The organism is Mesorhizobium sp. Ca11 (assembly GCF_020165275.1).
Lineage (GTDB): Bacteria > Pseudomonadota > Alphaproteobacteria > Rhizobiales > Rhizobiaceae > Mesorhizobium.
The window spans coordinates 301,911-322,890 of the sequence record NZ_JAIUHU010000005.1 but is presented as its reverse complement, the minus strand read 5'-3'; the positions used below and the strand labels follow the sequence as shown (position 1 = coordinate 322,890).

Annotated in this window: 21 protein-coding genes and 2 pseudogenes; 6 read left to right on the top strand and 17 right to left on the bottom strand. The window is 63.4% G+C overall.

Going from position 1 to position 20,980, the window contains the following annotated elements:
* Positions 1 to 32 precede the first annotated feature (32 nt).
* The 5 genes from LB538_RS11835 (at position 33) to LB538_RS11815 (ending at position 4,421) form a co-directional block, all read left to right on the top strand.
* On the top strand, positions 33 to 542 hold the full coding sequence (locus tag LB538_RS11835) for a ferritin-like domain-containing protein (RefSeq protein WP_095768533.1): 510 nt from the start codon (positions 33 to 35) through the stop codon (positions 540 to 542).
* Positions 543 to 752: 210 nt separating this feature from the next.
* Positions 753 to 1,946, top strand: a complete 1,194-nt coding sequence (locus LB538_RS11830; RefSeq protein ID WP_224523232.1) for an ABC transporter substrate-binding protein — start codon at positions 753 to 755, stop codon at positions 1,944 to 1,946.
* The gene (locus LB538_RS11825) at positions 1,934 to 2,896 is read left to right on the top strand and encodes a PQQ-dependent catabolism-associated beta-propeller protein (protein WP_224523231.1); all 963 of its coding nucleotides are present in this window, start codon (positions 1,934 to 1,936) and stop codon (positions 2,894 to 2,896) included. Before LB538_RS11830 ends, LB538_RS11825 begins: the two co-directional genes overlap by 13 nt.
* Complete coding sequence (locus LB538_RS11820) at positions 2,893 to 3,618, top strand: ABC transporter ATP-binding protein (protein WP_224523230.1); 726 nt, start codon at positions 2,893 to 2,895, stop codon at positions 3,616 to 3,618. The genes LB538_RS11825 and LB538_RS11820 overlap by 4 nt, the downstream gene beginning before the upstream one ends.
* The gene (locus LB538_RS11815) at positions 3,615 to 4,421 is read left to right on the top strand and encodes an ABC transporter permease (RefSeq protein WP_224523229.1); all 807 of its coding nucleotides are present in this window, start codon (positions 3,615 to 3,617) and stop codon (positions 4,419 to 4,421) included. The genes LB538_RS11820 and LB538_RS11815 overlap by 4 nt, the downstream gene beginning before the upstream one ends.
* On the opposite strand, the gene LB538_RS11810 is transcribed toward LB538_RS11815, so the two are convergent.
* From LB538_RS11810 to LB538_RS11755, 12 genes and pseudogenes are all read right to left on the bottom strand, one after another.
* On the bottom strand, positions 4,422 to 4,838 hold the full coding sequence (locus LB538_RS11810) for a c-type cytochrome (protein ID WP_224510172.1): 417 nt from the start codon (positions 4,836 to 4,838) through the stop codon (positions 4,422 to 4,424).
* The gene (locus tag LB538_RS11805; RefSeq protein ID WP_224523228.1) at positions 4,819 to 5,697 is read right to left on the bottom strand and encodes a cytochrome c oxidase assembly protein; all 879 of its coding nucleotides are present in this window, start codon (positions 5,695 to 5,697) and stop codon (positions 4,819 to 4,821) included. Before LB538_RS11805 ends, LB538_RS11810 begins: the two co-directional genes overlap by 20 nt.
* A complete protein-coding gene (locus LB538_RS11800; RefSeq protein WP_095768540.1) occupies positions 5,694 to 6,035 on the bottom strand; it encodes a hypothetical protein in 342 nt (113 codons plus the stop codon). The genes LB538_RS11805 and LB538_RS11800 overlap by 4 nt, the downstream gene beginning before the upstream one ends.
* A 1-nt stretch (position 6,036) precedes the next feature.
* Positions 6,037 to 6,642 (bottom strand): heme-copper oxidase subunit III, encoded by a 606-nt coding sequence (locus tag LB538_RS11795; protein WP_095768541.1) that lies wholly within the window; start codon positions 6,640 to 6,642, stop codon positions 6,037 to 6,039.
* Positions 6,639 to 8,615 (bottom strand): cytochrome c oxidase subunit I, encoded by a 1,977-nt coding sequence (gene ctaD / locus LB538_RS11790; protein WP_224523225.1) that lies wholly within the window; start codon positions 8,613 to 8,615, stop codon positions 6,639 to 6,641. The genes LB538_RS11795 and ctaD overlap by 4 nt, the downstream gene beginning before the upstream one ends.
* On the bottom strand, positions 8,612 to 9,625 hold the full coding sequence (coxB, locus tag LB538_RS11785; protein WP_224523224.1) for a cytochrome c oxidase subunit II: 1,014 nt from the start codon (positions 9,623 to 9,625) through the stop codon (positions 8,612 to 8,614). Before coxB ends, ctaD begins: the two co-directional genes overlap by 4 nt.
* Positions 9,622 to 10,155 (bottom strand): c-type cytochrome, encoded by a 534-nt coding sequence (locus LB538_RS11780; protein ID WP_095768543.1) that lies wholly within the window; start codon positions 10,153 to 10,155, stop codon positions 9,622 to 9,624. Before LB538_RS11780 ends, coxB begins: the two co-directional genes overlap by 4 nt.
* Entirely contained in the window at positions 10,152 to 11,021 is an 870-nt protein-coding gene (locus LB538_RS11775; protein ID WP_224523223.1) for a substrate-binding domain-containing protein, read from the bottom strand. Before LB538_RS11775 ends, LB538_RS11780 begins: the two co-directional genes overlap by 4 nt.
* A complete protein-coding gene (locus tag LB538_RS11770) occupies positions 11,002 to 12,834 on the bottom strand; it encodes a methanol/ethanol family PQQ-dependent dehydrogenase (protein ID WP_224523222.1) in 1,833 nt (610 codons plus the stop codon). The genes LB538_RS11775 and LB538_RS11770 overlap by 20 nt, the downstream gene beginning before the upstream one ends.
* 41 nt (positions 12,835 to 12,875) lie before the next feature.
* Complete coding sequence (locus tag LB538_RS11765; protein WP_224523221.1) at positions 12,876 to 13,613, bottom strand: heme-binding protein; 738 nt, start codon at positions 13,611 to 13,613, stop codon at positions 12,876 to 12,878.
* Between the two features lie 322 nt (positions 13,614 to 13,935).
* Complete coding sequence (locus tag LB538_RS11760) at positions 13,936 to 14,298, bottom strand: multiprotein-bridging factor 1 family protein (protein ID WP_224523220.1); 363 nt, start codon at positions 14,296 to 14,298, stop codon at positions 13,936 to 13,938.
* Between the two features lie 417 nt (positions 14,299 to 14,715).
* A pseudogene (locus tag LB538_RS11755) lies at positions 14,716 to 14,862 on the bottom strand (Arm DNA-binding domain-containing protein); the annotation flags it as partial.
* 281 nt (positions 14,863 to 15,143) lie between these two features.
* On the opposite strand from LB538_RS11755, the gene LB538_RS11750 reads away from it, so the two are divergent.
* Positions 15,144 to 16,331, top strand: a complete 1,188-nt coding sequence (locus LB538_RS11750; RefSeq protein WP_411909009.1) for a helix-turn-helix domain-containing protein — start codon at positions 15,144 to 15,146, stop codon at positions 16,329 to 16,331.
* A 396-nt stretch (positions 16,332 to 16,727) separates the two neighbouring features.
* Here LB538_RS11750 and LB538_RS11745 read toward each other — a convergent pair.
* The 5 genes and pseudogenes from LB538_RS11745 to LB538_RS11725 all read right to left on the bottom strand — a co-directional run.
* A pseudogene (locus tag LB538_RS11745) lies at positions 16,728 to 16,869 on the bottom strand (MucR family transcriptional regulator); the annotation flags it as partial.
* A 26-nt stretch (positions 16,870 to 16,895) separates the two neighbouring features.
* On the bottom strand, positions 16,896 to 17,669 hold the full coding sequence (locus tag LB538_RS11740) for an SDR family NAD(P)-dependent oxidoreductase (protein ID WP_224523215.1): 774 nt from the start codon (positions 17,667 to 17,669) through the stop codon (positions 16,896 to 16,898).
* Positions 17,670 to 17,674: 5 nt separating this feature from the next.
* Complete coding sequence (locus LB538_RS11735) at positions 17,675 to 19,009, bottom strand: dihydroorotase (RefSeq protein WP_224523214.1); 1,335 nt, start codon at positions 19,007 to 19,009, stop codon at positions 17,675 to 17,677.
* Positions 19,010 to 19,012: 3 nt separating this feature from the next.
* On the bottom strand, positions 19,013 to 19,942 hold the full coding sequence (locus LB538_RS11730; protein WP_224523213.1) for a polysaccharide deacetylase family protein: 930 nt from the start codon (positions 19,940 to 19,942) through the stop codon (positions 19,013 to 19,015).
* Between the two features lie 11 nt (positions 19,943 to 19,953).
* Positions 19,954 to 20,976: an NAD-dependent epimerase/dehydratase family protein gene (locus LB538_RS11725; RefSeq protein ID WP_224523212.1), complete on the bottom strand. Its 1,023-nt coding sequence runs from the start codon at positions 20,974 to 20,976 to the stop codon at positions 19,954 to 19,956.
* Between the last annotated feature and the right edge of the window lie 4 nt (positions 20,977 to 20,980).

The following is a 20,980-nucleotide window of genomic DNA, read 5'->3' as shown; positions in this document are numbered from 1 at the left end:
TCGGGCGGCGTCAGATAGATGGAGACACCGCAATGGCTGAATCGCGCGAATGGCTTGTCCAATGGCTGAGGGACGCTCACGCCATGGAGGAACAGGCAGAGACGATGCTGTCGGGGCAATTGAGCCGGATTGAGAGCTACCCTGAACTCAGCGAGCGAATTCGCAGCCATCTGGAAGAGACGAAAGAGCAGGCGAGGCGGCTGAAAACCTGCCTAGATGGCCTCGATGAAGGTTCCTCCATGTTGAAAGACGCAGGCGGCAAGCTGACCGCTACAGCGCAGTCGATCAGCGGCGTCTTCGCCGGCGACGAAGTCATGAAAGGCTCTCTGGCGAGCTACACGTTCGAGCACATGGAAATCGCGTCCTATACGATCCTCATCGCCGCGGCCAACGCCGCGGGCGAGGCTGAGATTGCCCGTGTTTGCGAACAGAACCTGCGCGAAGAAGAAGCCATGGCCGAGTGGCTGAAGAGCAACCTGCCGCAAGTCACGCAAAAGTTCCTGACGCGGGCGGACGCCGACAGCGACAGCGCGAAACGCTGACTTGGGACAGACCACTGCCAGGAACAATCCGCATTTCCAGCTGTTAGGGTCGCGGTCGGTCCTCCCTCTACCGGTCGAAGGCGGGGCCCGCCCCGATGGTTGAATGGGGCGGGCCCGGTTGGCATGAATCCAGGAACATTCCTTCTTTCAAAACATTAGGGTCGCTCCCATCCTGGAGTGCCCATGCCGATATTGAACATCCGACTTGGCTTGCCCGACCTGAGCCGGATGCGGCTGGCGCTGACGTTTCTCATGCTGCTCGCCATCGCCCTGCCCGGTCTGGCCGAGCCGCAGACGTTGGTGATCGGCTATCTCGGCGAACAGCGCAAACCACCTCTGCCCCTCGGGCCGCTGGACGAGGTCGTCACCGACGACGGCCTGCAAGGTGCCCGGCTCGGCATCGCCGACGATGCCAGCACCGGCCGCTTTCTCGGCCAGCAATTCCGGTTGCAGCAAGTCATCCTCAAGCCCGGCGAGACGCCAGCCGAAGCAATCAAGGAATTCGCCGCCGCCCGCATCAGCTTTGTGGTTGCCGATCTGGATGCCCTCCAATTGCTGCAGGCGAGCGCAGCTCCTGGCGCCGAGCGGATGACGCTGTTCAACAGCCGCGCGCCCGATGATCGCCTGCGTCAGGAGGATTGCCGCAAGAACGTGCTGCATACAATTCCGAGCCACGCCATGCTCGCCGACGCCCTGGCGCAATATCTGATCTGGAAACGCTGGCAGCACTGGTTCCTGCTGGTCGGCCCGCATCCGCAGGATCAGGCGATGGCGGCTGCCTTCCGGCGCGCCGCGACGCGCTTCGGAGCGGAAATCACCGTCGACCAGCCCTGGACGTTCCGGCCCGCCAATGGCCGCGCGGACACGGGGCACGTCACGCTGCAGACCGAGATCCCGGCCGCCACGCAAGTCAGCGACTATGATGTTCTGGTTGCTGCCGATGAAGCGGATGAATTCGGCGCCTATCTCGAGGGGCGCACCGCTCTTCCGAGGCCGGTGGCCGGGACGCAAGGGCTGGTCGCAACCGGCTGGAGTGCGGTCAACGAGGAGTGGGGCGCCACGCAGCTCCAGGATCGCTTCCACAAGCTCGCCGGGCGCTGGATGCTGCCCAGCGACTACGCCGCCTGGCTTGCCGTCAGAAGCATTGGCGAGGCGGCAACGCGGCTGCACAGTCTCGATCCGACCGCGATCGGAAACTATCTGCGCAGCGACGATTTCCTTCTCGCCGGCTTCAAGGGACAGGGGCTGAGTTTCCGTCAGTGGGACGGGCAGATGCGCCAGCCCATCCTTATCGCTGGTCCTCGCCTGATCGTCTCGAGCTCGCCACAGCCGGGCTTCCTGCACCAGCGTACGACGCTCGACACTCTGGGCATCGATCTGGAGGAGAGCACGTGCAAGTTCTGATCGCGCTCGTCCTTTCGATGTTGGTCCTCGCTCCTTCCGCCAGGGCAGAGACGATTTACGTTTCCAACGAGCAGGACAACACCGTCGCGGTCGTCGACGGGGCGACCATGACCCTTCAGGACACGATCGAAGTCGGCCGGCGTCCGCGCGGAATGGCGCTTTCGATCGACAAGAAGACGCTGTTCGTTGCCGAAGGCGACGATAACCGCATCGATATGGTCGATCTCGCCAAGCGGCAGGTGGTCGGTCGATTGCCTTCCGGCGCCGATCCGGAATTCTTCATCGCCCACCCGGATGGCAAACGGCTCTTTGTGGCCAATGAGAACGACAATCTGGTTTCGGTCGTGGATATCGCGGCGGCCAAGGTTATCGGCACCGTCGATGTCGGGGTCGAGCCGGAAGGTATGGCGGTTAGTGCCGACGGCCGAACGGTCGCCTGCACCTCCGAGACCACGAGCATGGTTCATCTTATCGATGCCGCCACGCTCGAGCTCATCGACAATCTGCTCATCGACACGCGGCCGCGCGCGGCCGCGTTTTCGCCGGACGGCAAGCAATTGTGGGTGTCGTCCGAAATCCGCGGCACCGCCACGGTGTTCGACGCCGCGACGCGCGCTCAAACGGGCAAGATCGAGTTCGAGGTGCCGGGTATTCGGCGCGAGGGCGTGCAGGCGGTCGGTATCCTAATTTCGCGCGACGGCGATAACGCCTATGTAGCGCTCGGTCCGGCCAACAGGATTGCCGAGGTCGATACCAAGACACTGACGGTCCGGCGCCTCTACCTTGTCGGCCAGCGGCCATGGCATGTTGCGCTCTCGGACGACCAGAAGCGCCTGATCAGCGCCAACGGCAACTCCGGCGATATCTCCTTCATCGACCTGGAGAATCAGGAAGTGGTGAAATCGCTGCCGGTGGGGCGCGGCCCATGGAGCGTCGTGATCGGCCCATGAACGCCTTGTCGGTCGAGGATCTGGGCCACAGTTTCGGAAGCCGGCGGGTTCTCCAGGGGGTCTCGTTCGCTGTGGCTGAAGGGAGGATGTGCGTCCTGCTTGGACGCAACGGGGCCGGCAAGACGACTTTGTTCTCGCTGATCACTGGTCTCTATCACGCGCGGGCAGGAGCTGTGCATGTCTTTGGCCAGGCGATGGAGGCGAACCCATCCGCCACGCTCGCGCAAATGGGCATCGTTTTCCAACTGCCGACGCTCGATCTCGACCTGACGGTGGGGGAGAACCTGCGCTACCACGCGGCCCTGCACGGGCTTCCTACAGACCTGAGCAAGGAGCGCTCCAGGGAGGAACTCAGCCGCCTGGGAGTGCTGGACAGGATCGATCATCCCGCCCGCGCGCTGTCCGGCGGTCAGCGCCGACGCGTGGAGATCGCAAGGGCGCTGATGCATGGTCCGCGCCTGCTGCTGCTCGACGAGCCGACCGCCGGGCTCGACGTGCCGGGACGGCGCGCGCTCGAGCGGCATGTGAGAGAGCTTTGCCGCGAGCGCGGCATTGCCGTTGTGTGGGCGACGCATTTCCTCGAAGAAGTGGGAGCCGATGACGACATCGTCGTGCTGGATCGGGGCAGGGTGCGCTGGGCCGGTCGCGCTGATCGCATTTCTCCCGAGCTTGGGGTCGAAAGCATCGCGGAGGCATTCGCCTCGCTGACGGGGTCGCCATGAAGACGCATCACGCATTGCGGGCGCTCCACGGCATCTTGCAGCGGGAAATGCTGCGCACGCTGCGGCAGCGCGCGCGCCTGTTCTCCGCGATGGTCCGTCCGCTTGTCTGGCTGGCGATCTTCGCTGCCGGCTTCCGCTCGGTACTCGGCCTGTCGATCACGCCGCCTTACCAGACTTATGTCCTCTACGAGGTCTATGTTGTGCCCGGGCTGGTGGCCATGATGCTGCTGTTTCATGCCATGGCAAGCTCGCTGGCCATGGTCTACGACCGCGAGATGGGCAGCATGCGCCTGCTGCTGACGGCACCTTTGCCGCGCTGGTACCTGCTTGCCGCGCGCCTGCTGGCCAGCGTGATCGTCGGCCTGCCGCTGGTCTACCTGTTCCTCTTCGTGGCGCGCTTCTGGGACGTGCGGCCGCCGATCCTGGGCTATGTTGCCGTGTTTCCGGCGCTCGTGCTGTCGGGTCTGATGCTCGGTGCGTTCGGCCTATTGGTGTCCTCGATCTCCACCCAGATGGAGAACTTCGCCGGCGTGATGAACTTCGTCATTTTCCCGATGTTCTTTGCCTCGACGGCGCTCTATCCGATCTGGCGGCTCGCCGAAGCCGGCCCGGCGCTGGCGACGATCGCCGCCTGGAACCCATTCAGCTCGGCGGTCGAACTGATCCGCTTCGCGCTCTACCTGCGGTTCGATGTGGTTTCCATGCTCGTCGTTGTCGCCTGCCTTGGGGCATTCTTCCTGGCGGCGGTGGTCGGCTACGATCCAGGCCGCGGCTTGTGGTCCCGGCGCGGCGGCGAAGGCTGATTATCTGAGGGCATAGAGATAGGCCGCGATATCGCGGGCCTGCTGCTCGGTGATCCTTGTCGACGGCATGGCGGTGTGCGGGTTGATTTCCCTTGCCGACCGGATCCAGCGGATCAGGTTCTCCGGATTGTTCGCCAGCACGCCGCCGATATAGACACGGCCGGCTAGGCTGCCGTCGAGGCGCGGCCCGACCTGGCCTTGCGCTCCCGGCACGCCGGGAATCGTATGGCAGCCGGAACAGCCATTCGCGGTCATGATCGGAATGGCGCGTGCGCCCACGCCGCCGGTCGCCACATCCGACTCGTGCCGGACGCGCTCGCGCCGGTCGGTCCATAAGGCCGCCGCGCCGACTGCGGCGGCCAGCAGGAGGATCGCGGCAAGGGCGCCGCCGATCAGCCTAGCCAGGTCGGAGCGCATGCGTCGCCTCCCTGGTCCCACTGTTGCTTATCCAAAGGCCGGCGAGCAGCAAGGCCGCTCCGCCATAGATCAAGCCGGCCGGAACCCACATTACTAGCCCGGCGAGTTGCTGGTCCTCGACCGGGCTCAGGCCCCAGATCGCCGCGCCGGAGGCATTCGCCGGATACCAGAGTTTTGGCGATAGCAGCAACAGGACGCCGAGCAGGCCGGTATGCAGCGAGGTGAAGAAAAGATGCATGACGGAGCTGCCATAGGTTTGCCGTCGGCCGTAACGTGGCAGAAGCGCCCACCAGAACAGCAAGGCAGTGCCGAGGAAACTCGCATGCTGCGCGTAGTGCAACACCCCCTGCTGCAACGCTGCCTCGAACAGTGCCGGAATATGCCAGATCCAGATCGCGACCCCATGAAGCACCGTCGCGCTGAGCGGGCGCGCGGCGAGGGCCCAGAGCGCCTGCAGCACCTTGCCGTGGGTGAGCTTTCCCGTCCCTCTGCGAAGTGTGGCCGGCAATGCCCACATCAAGGCCGCGCCGGGGCAGGCGGCGACAAGGAGCGGCGCCGCTACGGCCATCAGCAACTCGTGCTCGATCATATGGGCTGAGAACACGCGCTCGCCGAGCGCGTGTATCGGGCTGACCAGCGCTCCCGTCAACACGCCCCAACCGGCCGCGAACAACAGAGCCTGTCGTAGCCGTTCCGGTCGGCCCCGGCCGCTGCGGCGCCATAGCCGGCTTGCGCCGAGCGCATAAATAAGCGCGAGCACTGCCAAGGGAAGCGTGATGGGAAACGCCAACGTCCATCCGGCCTCGGGCGCGCCGGCGCCATAGCAGATCGAGGTCGAAAAGAAGGCCTCGAGGCTCATCGCAGGCACTCGTCGAGGATAAGCGCGGCGCTGCCCTGCATGAGGATGACGAGGGCGAACAGCAGCGCCGCGAGCATGCCGAGATCGGCGACGAAACGCTCGGTGCTGCGCGTGCGCTCAGGCTTGAAGGCGGCGCCGCCTTGCCGCTTCGCCCGCCATGATAGCGCGCCGCCGAGCAGCGAAAACAGCGCGAGCAACAGCGCCACCGGGAGCACGACCTGAACCTGGCGATTGCACTGCCAGTGCACGAGCGAATAGTTCAGCTGCGTCGAGATTGCCCAGGCCAAAGGCCCCGACAACAAACCTCCCCAGGACGTGCCCAGCCGCAGCGCGCGCATCTCAGCCCAACCTCGGTAGCCAGTAGATGAGCAGGTAGATCGGGATCCAGGTGAGGACCACGAAGTCCCAGTAGAAGACATTGTCGCCGACATCGCCGAAGCGCCGGCCGCTGTAGCCATGGTGCGTGAACATCAGCACCGTCAGAACGATCGTGTCGCCGACATCGGTGATCAGATGCGTGGTGTGGAGACCGAGCAGCACCCACAGCATCGAGCCGTAGGCGTTCGTGTCCCAGTAGATGTTCAGCGCGGGAAATTCGAACCAGCGTACGACGAGCGGCGCTATGCCGAGCAGCGACATCACCACCATCCCGATCCGCACCGGTCCGATAGCGCATTGCTTGGCGTAGCCGTTCAGTATGTGGTTGGGAATCAGGCTGGCGATGAGAAGCAGCGTCACGATCGTTCCGGGCCAATGGTTGGGCTGTGGAGCGCTTAGGCGCCAGTTGGGCCACAAGGTCGCGAGATAGAGATAGGCGCCGGCGGCCAGCGCAAAGCCCGTGCCCTCCAACGCCATGAAGCCAAGCGTACCCCACCAGGTCGGGCTACGCGGGCCATGTCCAAAGGTCGGGAGGGCGGAAAGATCCATGGCGGGACGCTGGTTCATTCCTCGTCCTCCGGATCGCCCTTGGGCCAGAACCATCCGATCAAGGTGATGGCGATCGGCGCGGCGCCCCAGACGATCGCCCAGGGCGTGAAGATCGAGTAGAGGAAGGTGCCGCCCACGGCGATGGCCGCCAGCAGCGGCCAGATCGACGGCGTCGCCGATTTCTCGCGGATGTCGGGATGGGCTTCCGCCACCGTCGAGACGACCAACTCGCGCACGTCGACGCGAAGCCCGGTCGCGACGGGGAGCGCCTCGCGCTGGGCCCAGAGCGGCTCGATATTCGTCACGATCGGAATGCGCGCGAAATTGTAGCTGGGCGGCGGCGAGGACGTTGCCCATTCGAGCGTGCCGGCGTCCCAGGGATTGTCGCCGGCAGGCGCACCCCTCAATGCGCTGTGGACGAGGTTGAAGGCAAACAGCACGAAGCTCAGGAAGAAGAGCACCGCGCCGGCGCTGATGAAGAAATTGATGTTCCCCCAGCCGAGCTCTGCCGGATAGGTGTAGACCCTGCGCGGCATGCCCCACAGGCCGACAATATGCATGGGGAAGAAGGCCGCGTTGAAGCCGACCATCGCCAGCCAAAAGTGCCAACGCCCGAGGCGCTCGCTCATCATGCGGCCGGTGATTTTGGGAAACCAGAAATAGGCAGCTCCGAGCAGCGGAAAGACCGAGCCGCCGATCAGCACGTAATGGAAATGAGCGACGACGAAATAGGTGTCGTGCACCTGCAGGTCGAGCGGCACTGAGGCAAGCATGACGCCAGTCAGGCCGCCGATGACGAAGGTGAAGAAGAAGCCGAAGACGAACAGCAGCGGCGTGCGGATCACCGGTCTGCCGTCCCACAAAGTCGCCAGCCAGCAGAAGATCTGAACGCCGTTAGGAATGGCAATCATCATGCTAGACGCGGTGAAGAAGCTGGCCCCCAGTTTCGGCAGCCCGGTCGCGAACATGTGGTGGACCCAGAGGCCGAACGATAGGAAACCGACGGCGATCAACGACAGGACCAAGCCGAGATGGCCGAACGTCGGGCGCCGGGCGAAGGCCGGGATGATGGCGGAGACCATGCCGGTCGCCGGCAGGAAGATGATGTAGACTTCGGGATGTCCGAAGAACCAGAAAAGATGCTGGAACAGCAGCGCGTCGCCGCCTTCCGCCGGGTTGAAGATATGCGTGCCGACGAGCCGGTCGAGGATCAGGAAGGTCGAAGTGACCATTACCGCCGGCATGGCGAAGACGACGACGAAGGACGTGACCAGCAATGCCCAGACGTAGAGCGGGATCTTGTCGAGCGACATACCGGGTGCCCGGTGCTTGAACACGGTGACGATTGTCGCGACGGCGACCGCCAGGGATGACACCTCTGTATAGGTGATCATCTGCGCCCAGACGTCGGCGCGCTTGCCTGGAGCGTATTCCGGCCCGGACAGCGGCACATAGGCGAACCAGCCGACATCCGGCGCCATCGAGAGGGCGAAAGACACCCAGGCGAAGAGGCCTCCTGAGACATAGACCCAATAGCTGAAGGCATTGAGGCGCGGGAAGGCGATGTTGCGGGTGCCGACCATTAACGGCACCAGATAGATTCCTGTCGCCTGGACGATGGGCACAGCGAACAGGAACATCATGGTGACGCCGTGCATCGTGAACAGCTGGTTGTAGAGATCCGGCCCGATCAGGCCGCGCCGCGGGCCGGAGAGTTGGATGCGCATGACAACGGCGTTGAGGCCGCCCAAACACAGAAACAGGAACGCGGTGATCAGATAACGCCGTGCGATGACCTTGTGATCGACGCTCGACAGCGCGCCGATGATACCGGGAGGCGTACGCCACGTCCGCGCCAGCCACCGATGCAGGCTGGTATCGTCCAAGCCGGTGTCGCGCGGCCCGTCGCGCTCGGGTGCAAGATCGCCTTTGGCGGACGCCTCGCGTTCGGGCGGCAGATCGCGTTCGCTGGTGAGATCCGCGCTGCTCATTTCAGCCCCTCGAGATAGGCGACGATGGCGTTGAGCTCGTCGCCGCTCAGATCGGCTACCGGCATGTGAGAACCCGGCTTGATGCCTTGCGGATCGGCTATCCAGGCGGCGAGATTGCCGCGGCTCATCGTCAATGTTCCGGCCGCAAGCGTTTGCCGGCTGGCTATATGCGTCAGGTCGGGAGCGACCGTTCCTCCGGCGGGGGTGCCGCCGACCTTGTGACACATGACGCAAGGGCGTTTCAGGAACAGGTCCTCGCCTGCCTTGGCCTCGTCGCTCATTGGAGCGGCGGCTGGTTGCAGCTGATCGTTCCACCAGGCGTCGAACTTTTCGCGCGGCTCGGCGATGATGAAGGTGCCCATGTTGGCGTGCTGCGCGCCGCAGAACTCGGCGCATTGGCCACGATAGACGCCCGGTTTATCGGCCTTGATGTCGAGCACGTTCATGTGGCCCGGAATGAGGTCGAGCTTGCCGGAAAGGCTCGGCACCCAGAAGGAGTGAATCACGTCGGTCGAGGTGATAAGAAGCCGCACCGGCTCGCCGGCTGGAATGTGGATCTCGTTCGCCGTGGTCAAGATGCGGCTCGGCGTAGCGTCCTCATAGCGCACCTCCCACCACCATTGGTGGCCGGTGATCCGAATGGTCAGCGCGGCGTCCGAGCCGATCGCCGCAAGCGTCCTGTTGGCAAAGAAGCTGAGCAGCGTGAGGCCGACCAGGATCACCGCGGTCAGCGCTACGGCGGTCAACACCACGCGCAGCTTGCGGTTGTCGGCATCGGCGTCGATTACAAGCGGCTCGGCGCGCTCTCGTGGCCGGATCATTAATGGCAAGGCAAGAGCGATCATCACCAGCACCCACACCACCGCGCACAGGCCGGTGAAGAACCAAATCAGCCATGCGAGCTCACTTGCCGCGGGACCTTTCGGGTCGAGCGCCGATTGCCAGCCTGCGCATCCCTGAAGAAACAGGGCGATTGCCGTGGCGAACGCAATCGAGGCGAAGCGTTTCACGGCGACTTCCCCAGCGTGGCGGCATTCGGCATACGGTTTTCCGATGGGTGCGCCATCATGTCGTCATTGCGGGATGGCGCGGCGGAGGAGGGCGCGTTGCCGCTCAACGAGCGAACGAAGGCCGCAAGCTCCCAGATCTGGTCGTCCGGGATCTTGTCGCGGAAGCTGGGCATGCCGTTCGGACGGCCATCGCGGATCGTGGCATGGATGCTTTCCATCGAGCTGCCATAGATCCACTTTTCGTCCATCAGCGCCGGGCCCATGCCGCCGCCGCCATTGGCATGGCATCCTGAACAGTTGAACCAACCGAACAGGCGCTTGCCTTCGCTCAGATGAAAGGCATTGGCCTCGAAGCTCGCCGCTTTGTTGTCTGTGGGGGAGGGCCGCTGCCCGCCGGGTTCCAGAGTTGTCACCGGTGTCGGCTGCTCGCCCGAGCCGAGGGCCGATTGAGGGCGCGTGTCCCGTTCCTCGCGCTGGCAGGCAACGAGCATCAGCACCACAGGAAAGAGCACGGCGACAGCGCACCTCATCGCACCGTGCCCCCCAAGGCATCGAGGCGCGGCACGCCATACTGCGCCAGCAATGCATCGATCTCCGCCTTGTGCCTGGCCAAGGCATTGTTCACGTCGCCGCGCAAGGCGTCGTCCTCGCGCCGCACGCCCATCGAAATATCGTAGATCATGGGTAATTGCGGGCCGTCGATGCGAGGCGCAACCGGCGTGATGCGCAGCGGGACCTTCTGCTTCTGGGCAAAATAGCCGGCAAGCGGGCCCCATACCACGGCTAGGTCGATCTCGCCGCTCGCCACCGCCTCCACGATGCGGGCCGGCGGATTGGGGGCGGAGTAGTCGCCATAGACCGGATAGCCCACCAAGTGACCGATGATGCCGCGGCGGCCGAGCGCCTGGACCGGAGGCGAGTTGGCTCCGTCGTCGCCGATGAGTTGAACGCCGATGCGCATGTAGCGCAGCCGCGGGTCGTTGAAGGAGGCCACGTCGGGACCGTCCTGGCGGGTCACGAAGACATAGGACGATCGGTAGTAGGGAGTGGTGGTGCGCAGCATTTCGAGATTGGCCGGCGTGCCGGGCACGAGATCGCAGAGACCCGCCTTCAGCGTGTTGCGCACGAAGCCGCGGCGCTGCGCCCACCAGGTGTAGGTCAGCTTCGCGCCGAGATCGGCGGCGATGATTTCGGCGATCCTGTTCTCGAATCCCTGTCCGGCTGCATTGGAAAAGGGCAGGTTGTTAGGGTCGGCGCAGACCCTGAGTTCACGAGCGCCGGCCGTCGCCGGAAAGAGCAGCAAGGCGAGCGCGGCCATGCCCATGCCAATCCGCTGCAACCCCTTGCGCGTCAGTACCGCAGTCACCTCAAGCGCATCAGGGCAGACGGAACACATAAAGCGTGCCTCCCGCCGTGGTCGCGTTCTTCAGGTCCTTCATCGCGTTAACGAAACCGAGCGCAGCAGTGGCGTCGCGCGGGTCGAGATCGCCCGACACGATGGCGCCGGCCCATCCGCCGACGCCGGACAAGATGGCGACGTATTGGTGGCCGTCCGGGCCGCGATAGGTGATGGGCTGGCCGATAATGCCGGACGAGGTCTTGAACTGCCAGAGCAGGTCGCCGGTCTTGGCGCTCACCGCCTTGAACCAGCCTTCCATCGTTCCATAAAAGACCACATCGCCGGCGGTGACCACCGCGCCGCTCCACACCGGGAAATTCTCCTTGAGGCTCCAGGCGGGTTTTTCGGCCGCGATATCCCACGCGGTGAAGGCGCCGCGGTTGCCGCCCGGCCCCGGGATCATGCGGACGTTCATTCCGACATAGGGCGTGCCGGCGATGTAGTTCACCTCGACGCCTTCTTCGTCCATGCACAGATTGTTGTGCGGGATGTAGAGCAGGCCGGTCTTTGGCGAGAAGGCGGAAGGCTGCCAGTCCTTGAGGCCCGACGCGGTCGGGCAGATGTCGCGGACGACCTTGCCGGTGCCCGTCAGCTTGTCCGGGTTTTCGATCAGGCGGCCGGTCTTGAGATCCACGCCCTTGCTGGAGTTGACGGGGCCATAAGGCTTTGCGGACAGGACCTCGCCGGTGCTGCGATCAAGGACGTAGAGATAGCCGTTGCGTTCCGGCCGGACCAGCACCTTGCGCGGCTTGCCCTGCCAGTTCATGTCGAGCAGGATCTGCTCGTTGATGCCGTCATAGTCGTGCAGGTCGTGCGGGGTCCACTGGTAGAACCATTTCGCCGCTCCGGTATCGGGGTCGCGGGCGAAAATGCCCGATGTCCATTTGTTGTCGCCGGGCCGCAGATCGGGATTCCAGGGGCCGGGATTGCCGGTGCCGTGGAAGATAAGGTTGAGATCCGGATCGTAGGAAATCCACCCCCACATATTGCCGCCGCCGATCTTCCAGGCTTCCGGCGGCCATGTCGTGACGCCGAGGTCTTTGCCTTTGTCCATGTCGTAATGCGGCTTGAAGTCCGGGCCGATCAGCACCTCCTTGTCGGGGCCGGTGTTGTAAGCCGTCCAGACGACATGACCGTCGCCGGCGTCGAGCGCCTTGACCCAGCCGCGAACGCCCATCTCGCCGCCGGAATTGCCGACCAGCACTTTGCCTTTCACCACAAGCGGCGCCATGGTGATGGTTTCGCCGATATTGATGTTGCCGACATGCGCGTTCCAGACCGGCTGGCCGGTGTTCGCATCGAGCGCGATGGTGTGGCCGTCGAGCGTGTTGAAGAAGATGCGCCCATCCGCGAAAGCCGCGCCGCGGTTGACGACGTCGCAGCAGGCAACCCCTTGCGCGGCGGGCTCAGGATTGGGTTCGTATTTCCACTTGATCGGCGCGCCGGGCTTGGAGAGATCGAGTGCGTAGACGATGTTGGGAAACGGGCTCACGATGTACATCGTGCTGCCGACCACCAAGGGCGCCGCTTCCTGGCCCTTGTTCACCCCGGTCGAGAAGGTGAAGGCGACCTGCAGATTCTTGACGTTGCCTTCATTGATCTCGGCGAGCTCGCTATAGCGGGTCGAGGCGTAGTTCTTGGCGGGCATCGTCCATTGCCCGTCATCGGGCGGCGCGGCCGCGGCAGGCGGTGAGATCGCGGGTGCCGGCGGCGATTCCGAAGCGGCTGTCAGCAAGGGGGCGCAGACCAACAGCATCGCTGCAATGGCGCCCGGAGAATGTTTTCGGGGCGCCGACGAGCGCTTGGTCATCGGGGCTTCCCCGCAGGATCGTACCGGTTGCGCTGCTTGCTTCATTTCGGCGTCGAACCTCCGACGCCGGAACCGATTTCCGCCGCTATATCGGCCTCGTGCCCGGCACAAAGCGGGTGGCCCCAGCCCGAGGCGCTTTTCCCGCCGGGATCAAGATCGTAGATGATGGCATCCTTGCGGTTGGGATTGACGCCCGCCGGAACCTTATCGAGCCCCAGGGCGGCGCGAACGCGCCAGGCGACGTTGTGGTCAGCGCAGGAGGAATCGCCGCTGATCCCGAGGCCACCGACGATCGCCTTGCCGTCGTAGAGAGCCAGGCCCCCGCCGAACACGACGACGCCGCCGATCGGCTCGCCGATCAGCGGATCGTTGGCGCTGCCGAACGTCTTGGGGTCGCCTGTGTAAGCCGCTGCCTGGTTGACGGGATTGGTGGTCTGCAGACCGAACAGCGGTCCGCCTGGTTGCACCCCGGCATAGAGATTGGCTGTCGACAGCGCCATGTTCACTAGGCTGAGGCCATTGGCCGTGTTGGCCTTCTCGGCCGCGATCAGCCGGCTGCCCGGCCATTGCGCATCGGCCGTGGGTCCACTGAAGGCAACGGCGCAGACGGTGCCGTCGCGGGCAACGATTGCCGCCCATTCATTGGTCTCGAAGCCGCCATTCGCGGGGCCGCCGCTCGCCTTGACGTTGGCCTTCAAGGCCGAAAGCAGCTTGTCGTGATCGGCCGGGCAGGGCGCTTGCGCGTGAGCGGCGTTTTGCTGCGTCGAGCCAAACGCCAAGACCAGAAGGCCCAAAGCTAGCAACGAAAACCGACGATGAGCCATGATCCGGAACAATTTGTTGAATGTTACCGAACTGACAGCCGGCTGCTTTGTTCCTCTTTCATGAAGAGGTTTGTAGCCGACCAAGACCGCTGGCCTGTAAGGACGCCGGGCAGCGGAACCAGTTTGGATCACTGGCCGCACCAAATGTCCGCGACAGGTTGGACCATAGCGTTGGCAAGCTCGACTGTTTGCGGCTGCGGCAGGCTTGCAAAGCTACCTCGACCTAATTGAGAGGCGATTTCCCCGAACCGCTCGCCCCGATCGGGATGAAGAGCGGCTACATTTCGCTGTTGCCGACTGTCCCAGCCCCGCCATCACCACGATTGATGATCGGAACAAGAGCCGGTATTTGCAATCGGAGGGCAGGCTTGCCCGAGCTGTCCTGGCCGAAAAACACGATACCGGCGGCCCGGAATGCCTGGCGCACGGCAAGCAGCTTTTCTGGCGAGGGGAGACGGCCACCACGCTCAAATTCGCGAATATCCACCTCGCTCAAATCGCACTTGGCCCCGAGACTGACCCGAGACCAGTTCAACAGGGCCCGAGCCGCCGTCACCTGCTCTGGCGTTAAAGGAGCCACCAAACATCTCCACTGCCTTTTGATCCTGCCACGAATTGAAAACTCAAGAACATGTTCCATTGCTGGCAAAAATCGGGAACGTCATGTTGCGCTCGGACCGTTGCCCCCTTGGAACAACGATGTTGGCGCATCGTTTGATGGCAATGAAACAGCTTCGCTCAGATTTCGCGGCAATAGCGCAGCCGGGCTATTGGATCGCCCTCGGACTTCTCGTCATCCCTTATGGAGTGGGCGTATTTTTCCTTATTAGGATTTGCCACTGTATGTAATTGCGCGTGTCGTGCGGTCCAGGGGCCGCGTTGGTAGCTTTAATGGCTAAATCGCCGTTCAAAGGTAGGGCCGAGCGATACGGAGCCATCCTGGAGAGCTTCTGATCTTTGCCCGCGATAAATCAAGAAACTTCGACGCACCCACGTCTATGTTGCGATCAACAAGCGGAAAGCTGGGCATCAAGCATCGACTTCACGGAGGCGCGCGCCGGTGCTTGCCGTCAAAGCGATATGCGAGGCGCCAGAGGCGAGATCCCGTAGGCTGCACCCACAGTTGGAGTCCGCAACTGTCAGAGAGTTTCACAAGCTTAGTAGCGGGGCGAGCGTTTCGGCATTTCACGTCGGAAAGGGCCATTTATCAGATCTCCTTTGGCTGTCTCAATACCATCAGAATGTCCATTAGCAACGGAATACCATCTCCACCCGCCGTTGGACCAAATGCGCTCGAAACGGCCCAACCGCGCTCAAATTCGCGAACTGACCCGAAAAGACCAACAATTTCAGGCGTTTGCAGAGGCTGCGGCGTAGAAGCTTCGGCGATAGGGACTATCAGGAGAAGTGCCCTTCCCGAGAGATGGGTGACAGTTCATTCCGGATAGATGGGTTACACTTTTGGCCCTTTGCAAGGAGAGCAAGGTGCCTTGGAAGGAGTGTAACGTCATGGACGAGCGGCTTAAGTTCGTGGCCCGTCTGCTGGACGGAGAGAAGATGGCGGTCCTTTGCCGGGAATTCGATATCTCGCGCAAGACCGGCTACAAGATCCTCGCGCGCTACAATGATAGCGGCCTTGAGGGGCTGACGGATCGGTCACGCCGTCCCTATCGCCACGCCAATCAGCTTCCGTTTCAAATCGAGAAGCTGATTGTGCGCCTGAAGCAGGACAAGCCGACTTGGGGTGCGCCTAAGATACGCGAGCGGCTGGCCCGGCTCTATCCGGATGTGCACAGGCCTGCGATCTCGACGGTGCATGCGGTGCTCGACCGGCACGGTATGGTCGAGCACCGCAAGCGACGGCGCAACAAGGCGACGGGGACGCCACTTTCAAGCAGCTGTCGACCCAATGATCTGTGGTGCGCCGACTACAAGGGCGAGTTCATGCTCACCGATCGGCGCTATTGCTATCCGCTGACGATCACTGACTTCGCCAGCCGCTATCTCATTGCCTGCGAGGCGCTGTCGACCACCAAGGAAGCCTATGCCTTCACCGTGTTCGAGAGCGTTTTCAAGGAGTTCGGTCTGCCCCGCGCCATCAGGACCGACAATGGCGTTCCCTTCGCCAGCCCCAACGCGCTCTTCAACCTCAGCAAGCTGTCGGTCTGGTGGCTGCGCCTGGGCATCGACATCGAGCGCATCCAGCCGGGCTGCCCACAGCAGAATGGGCGCCACGAGCGCATGCACCTCACCCTGAAGAAGGAAGCCACCAAACCGGCTGGCGCCAATTTCCTTCAGCAACAGGCTAGGTTCGATGACTTCATCGACGAGTTCAACTCAGAGTGCCCGCATCAGGCGCTCGGCATGGACTGCCCGGCAGAGCGCTACACGCCCTCAACGCGCCCCTACACTGGCTTGCCAGAGCTCGACTATCCGTTTCACGATAAGGCCGTCGCCGTCACCACCTGCGGTCGCATCTGCTACAATCGCAAGAAGATCAACCTTAGCCTCGTCTTTGCCGGCCAGACCGTCGGCATCAAACAGATCGAAGACCATATCTGGCTTGCCAGCTTCATGGACTATGATTTGGGGTACTTTGATGATGAGACATTCAGGCTCGAACCACTCCACAACCCCTTCGGGCCAAAAGTGTTACCCATGTCTCCGGTATAAACCGTAACCTATGTGTCCGGAACGGACCGAAGAGGGGATGGTGCCCAGAGGCGGATTCGAACCACTGACACGAGGATTTTCAGTGAGCGATAGGGCGGTGTTGCCCGGAATACCGACCTTAACAACGTCAGGTGAGACTATAGCGAGCCCAAGTGGTGAACCCGGCAGGAATCGAACCTTCGACCTACGATTAGCGAATAAGAAGGTGGCTCATTTCGGGTTCTTATCCGGTTCGCCAGACCATACGAGACGATACGAAGGATATGGGTTGGCTAGCCATCCTGTAAGCCATTGATTTTGCTTGACGACCTCACACCCTCCGGGCCCACCATGACCTTTGATTTCATTGCGAAAAAAATGGCTTCGCCCACGGCTTGCCCGCGCTTTGCCCACGCCCTAGAAACTCGAGGCCGGACGCTTTCCTTCGTTAGTTCGAGATTCCGATCGGGCGGCCGAATAGTTTGGGGCAATCATTAGGGTAGTCCTTCGCCAGTCCCCACTTCGCCCGGTATTCGTCAGGCGTCATCCCGTGCCTGGTTGCCAGAGCGGCCCGGCAATCACTCGTCAGCCGGCCATCCAGCCGCCGTCAACCATCAGGTTTATCCCGGTGACGTAGCTGGCCATATCGCTGGCCAAGAACAGCGCCGCGCCCGCCACGTCGTTAGGATGCCCGAGCCGCGGCCACGGCGTGCGCCGGCGCGAATACTCGAGCGCACCAGGATCGTTGGCGACGCCCGGCTTGCCGGTGATGATCTTGCCCGGCGCGATGGCGTTGCAGACGATCAGGTCGTCGGCATGGTCGACGGCGATCTGGCGCGTCATCTGCACGATACCGCCCTTGCTCACCGAATAGGGAAAATCGCCGGGGCAGGCGACCATGCCGTGCTGCGAGGAGATGTTGATGATCCGGCCGCGCACCTCATTGACCGGCGCCTGGGTCAGCATCTGCGTGACGGCGCGCTTGTTGCAGTAGAAGAACCCGGTCAGGTTGACACCGATGACGCGGTTCCACTGTTCCGGCGTGGTCTCGATCAGGTTGGTGCTGGTGTAGATCGCGGCATTGTTGACCATCACGTCGAGGCGACCGAACCGCGCGACCGTTGCGCCCACCAGCGCATCGACGGCACTCCAGTCGGATATGTCGGTCTTGACGTAGATTGCAGCGCCGCCGGCCGAGCGGATCATGTCGGTGGTGCTCTCGCCGTCCTCGATCGGCTGCTCCACCATGTCGGCAACGACGACGCTCGCGCCCTCCGCCGCGAATTTCAGCGCGATGGCACGGCCGATGCCGGAGCTCCCTCCGGTGACGATGACGGTTTTACCTGCGAGCAAGGCCATGGTGTTCAGCTCTCCCGAGTGACGATCTTTCCCTGCGCCGGGCCGACCAGCCTGCCTGCGCGCACGATCTCGCGGCCGCGCAGGAAGACGTTGGTCAGGCGCGCTTTCACGGCCCAACCGTCGAAGGGCGTATAGCCGGCCCGAGACACCTGGTCGGCATTGGCGATCGTGCTGGGTTGGTGTGGATCGAGGATCAGCAGATCGGCGTCGTAGCCGGCGGCGATGCGGCCTTTGCGTCGGCCGAGGCCGAAGCGCTCGGCCGGATTGCGAGAGCACATGCGCACCAGATCGGGGAGGGCGATGAGCCCGTCATCGACCAGCTTCAGCATGGTGGGAAGCAGCGTCTGCAATCCCGGCATGCCGCCCGGAACGTCAGCGAAAGCCGCATAAGGCGCCGCCTTCTCGGCCGGTGCGTGCGGAGCATGGTCAGTGGCGACGATGTCGATCAGTCCCGCGCCGAGCGCAGCGTGCAGCGCATCGACGTCATGCGGCGACCGCAAGGGCGGCGAAGCCTTCAGATTAGCGCCCAGAGCTTCGTAATCTTGCGCTGTGAAGAACAGGTTCTGCGGCGTCGTCTCGACGCTGGCGTCGGCCATGCCGCGCAGCCGGCTCCAGGTCTCGACACCCAGTTCGGAATTGATCTGCCGGACGTGGATTTTTGCCTCCGCCGAGGCCGCGACGATAAGGGCGCGGGCGATGCCGTTGGCTTCGGCCAGCGGCGGCCGGCTGTCCAGAAAGGCGGCGATGGCGCCCGAGCGGTCGCGCATAGCGCTGCCGTTCAGGATCGATTGATCGCCGGGTGAAATGCCGATCAGCGTATCGGCACCGGCAAAAGCTTTGAGCGCTTCGGCGACCGCGTCGAGCGAGGCAAAGAGGAAGACGTCCGGCACGTCGGCGGTGAACAGCTCGAACGACACCGGCGCAAGGCTAAGCAGGCCAGGGATGAGCGACAGGTCGCGGCTGATCACGGCCTGCAGGCCGACGTCGACATGGATGCGGCCTTCGGCGATGGCCATCTTGTCGGCGAGTTGCGTTGGCGTGGCCGTCCACGGTTCGTCGGTCGGCATGTCGAGCACGGTCGTCACGCCGCCGAGTGCGGCCGCATGCGTGCCGGAGGAGAAATCTTCCTTTTGAGTCAGGCCAGGGTCGCGCAGATGTGCATGCGCATCGACCAGACCTGGCAGCAAGAAGCAGTCTGAGGCATCGACGACCATCCTGGCTTCGGCGGCTTCGCCGGGCGCGATGATTGCGGCGACCTTGCCCGCGGCGATTCCGATATCGCTGTGGCTGATGCCTTCGGCATTCACCACCGTTCCACCGCGGATCAGCGTTTCGAACATCGCTCAGCCGCGCTGTTCGATGCGGCTATGGTTCGCACGCCAGAAGCGGGCGATGTCCTCGCGGCGCATGAAGGCGGCGCCGTCGCTTTGTTGGATATGCTCGATCACCTCGCGTAGACCCGATGCGCGGTTGGGCTGGCCCGTCCAGCGGGCGTGGATGCCGATGGTCAGCATGCGGCCGCCGGTCTCGTCGGCTTCGGAGAGCATATAGTCGATGGCCGAGCGGCAGTCCTCGGCGAAGTGGCGGGGATTGCTATAGCCCGGAGCCACCAGATAGCGGCTGTCGTTGAGCGTCTTGGAGTAGGGGACGACCAGTATATCCGTGCCCCGGTGGTCGAGGAAATAAGGCAGGTCGTCATTGCAGGGATCGGAGTGGTAAAGGAAGCCGCCTTCCTTCACCAGAAGGTCGCGCGTGTTGACGCTAGGCAGCGAGCGGCAGTTCCAGCCGAGCGGCCGCTTGCCGAGCAGCTTCTCGTAAAGCGCGATGGCTTCGTGCAGGTGACGCTCTTCCTCGCCGCGCTCCATCATCGTGTAGTCGATCCAGCGCAAGCCATGGCCCATCAGGTCGTGGCGGCGGCTCTTCATCCACTCGACCAAAGGCGGGTTGCGCTCCAGCGCCACGGCGCAGGCGGAAAAGGTGACCGGAATGTCGTAGCGATCGAAGAGGCGCACCAGGCGCCAGACGCCGGCGCGGCTGCCATATTCGAAATGCGTCTCGGTGCCGAGATCGCGCACCGGCGGGCTGCTGGTCAGATTGTATTCGCCCCAATTGTCGTTGCGGCCATCATCCAGCCAGTTGTATTCCGAACCTTCCTCGTAGTTAAGCACGAGGTTGACAGCGAGCTTCACGCCGCCCGGCCAGGTGACGAAGGGCGGATGCGGGCCATAGCCGACAAAGTCGCGCGGCTGGGCATGCTGGAGATCGATCGGCATCGGTACTCTCCTCAGCTTTCGTTGGCGGCAATCCAGTCCATATAGGCGTGAAAGGCTTCCTTGCCGGGACGCGGCCGCCATGTGGTGTCGCGCAGGATGCGGGCGATGTCATAGGCGCCCCACATACCGCCTTTCAGCGCCACGTCCTGGACGATGTTGGCGTCTTCTCCTGATGCCACCTCGGCCTTCAGCCCCGGCACGCGTTCCTTTGCCCAACCGATGATCTCGCCGATGGTCTGGCTGGAACCGGAGCCGATATTGTAGTGACGGTAATTGAGGTGCGGCGCGTCGATCAGTGCGAGGATCGCTGCGGCAACGTCGGTCGAGGCGACATAGTCGCCGACAGGCTCCAGGCTGTTCGGCCTGATCGTCTCGCCGGCCAGAGCCATATGCGCGACGCGGTTGGGGACATGGCGAAAGTTGCGGCTCTCGGTGGCGCGGTCCATCGGTCCGTAGACGGAAGCAAGCCGCACCGAGACCGCCGACAGGTTAAACAGGTCGGCATAGCGGTTGGTGACCATCTCGGAAGCGAATTTCGAGATGCCGTAGAGCGTCAGCGGCGCGACATAGCCGTCTTCCGGCAGCGGCTCGCTACTCCAGTCGGGCCCGTTGTGGCGGTAGACCGAACCGGAACTGACATAGACGAAGCGCTTGAGGCCGGGCCTCGCGCGCGCCCACTCCAGCATGCGCACGGTGCCCATCAGATTGACGTCGACGATGCGTGCCGGATCCTCGGCCTCCGGCTGGCGCTTGGCCTCCGAAGCGCTGCCGCGTGAGATCGGCGTGATCGTCGCGCCGTGGACGAGTGCCGTGATGCCTTGCTGGTCGAGCGTCGCGGACCAGGCTTGCGGGTCGAGGATATCGGCAGCGATTACCGTCAGCCGGTCGCGCACCGGCGCGAAATGCTTTTCAGCGGCTGCGTCGAGGCCGGAGCGGTCGAGGATCACGGCACGGGCCAGAGGGTCGCGATCCAGCCAAGCGCGCGCAACCACGCTCATGACGAAGCCGGTGCCGCCAGTGACGAGCAGGGTCATGGGA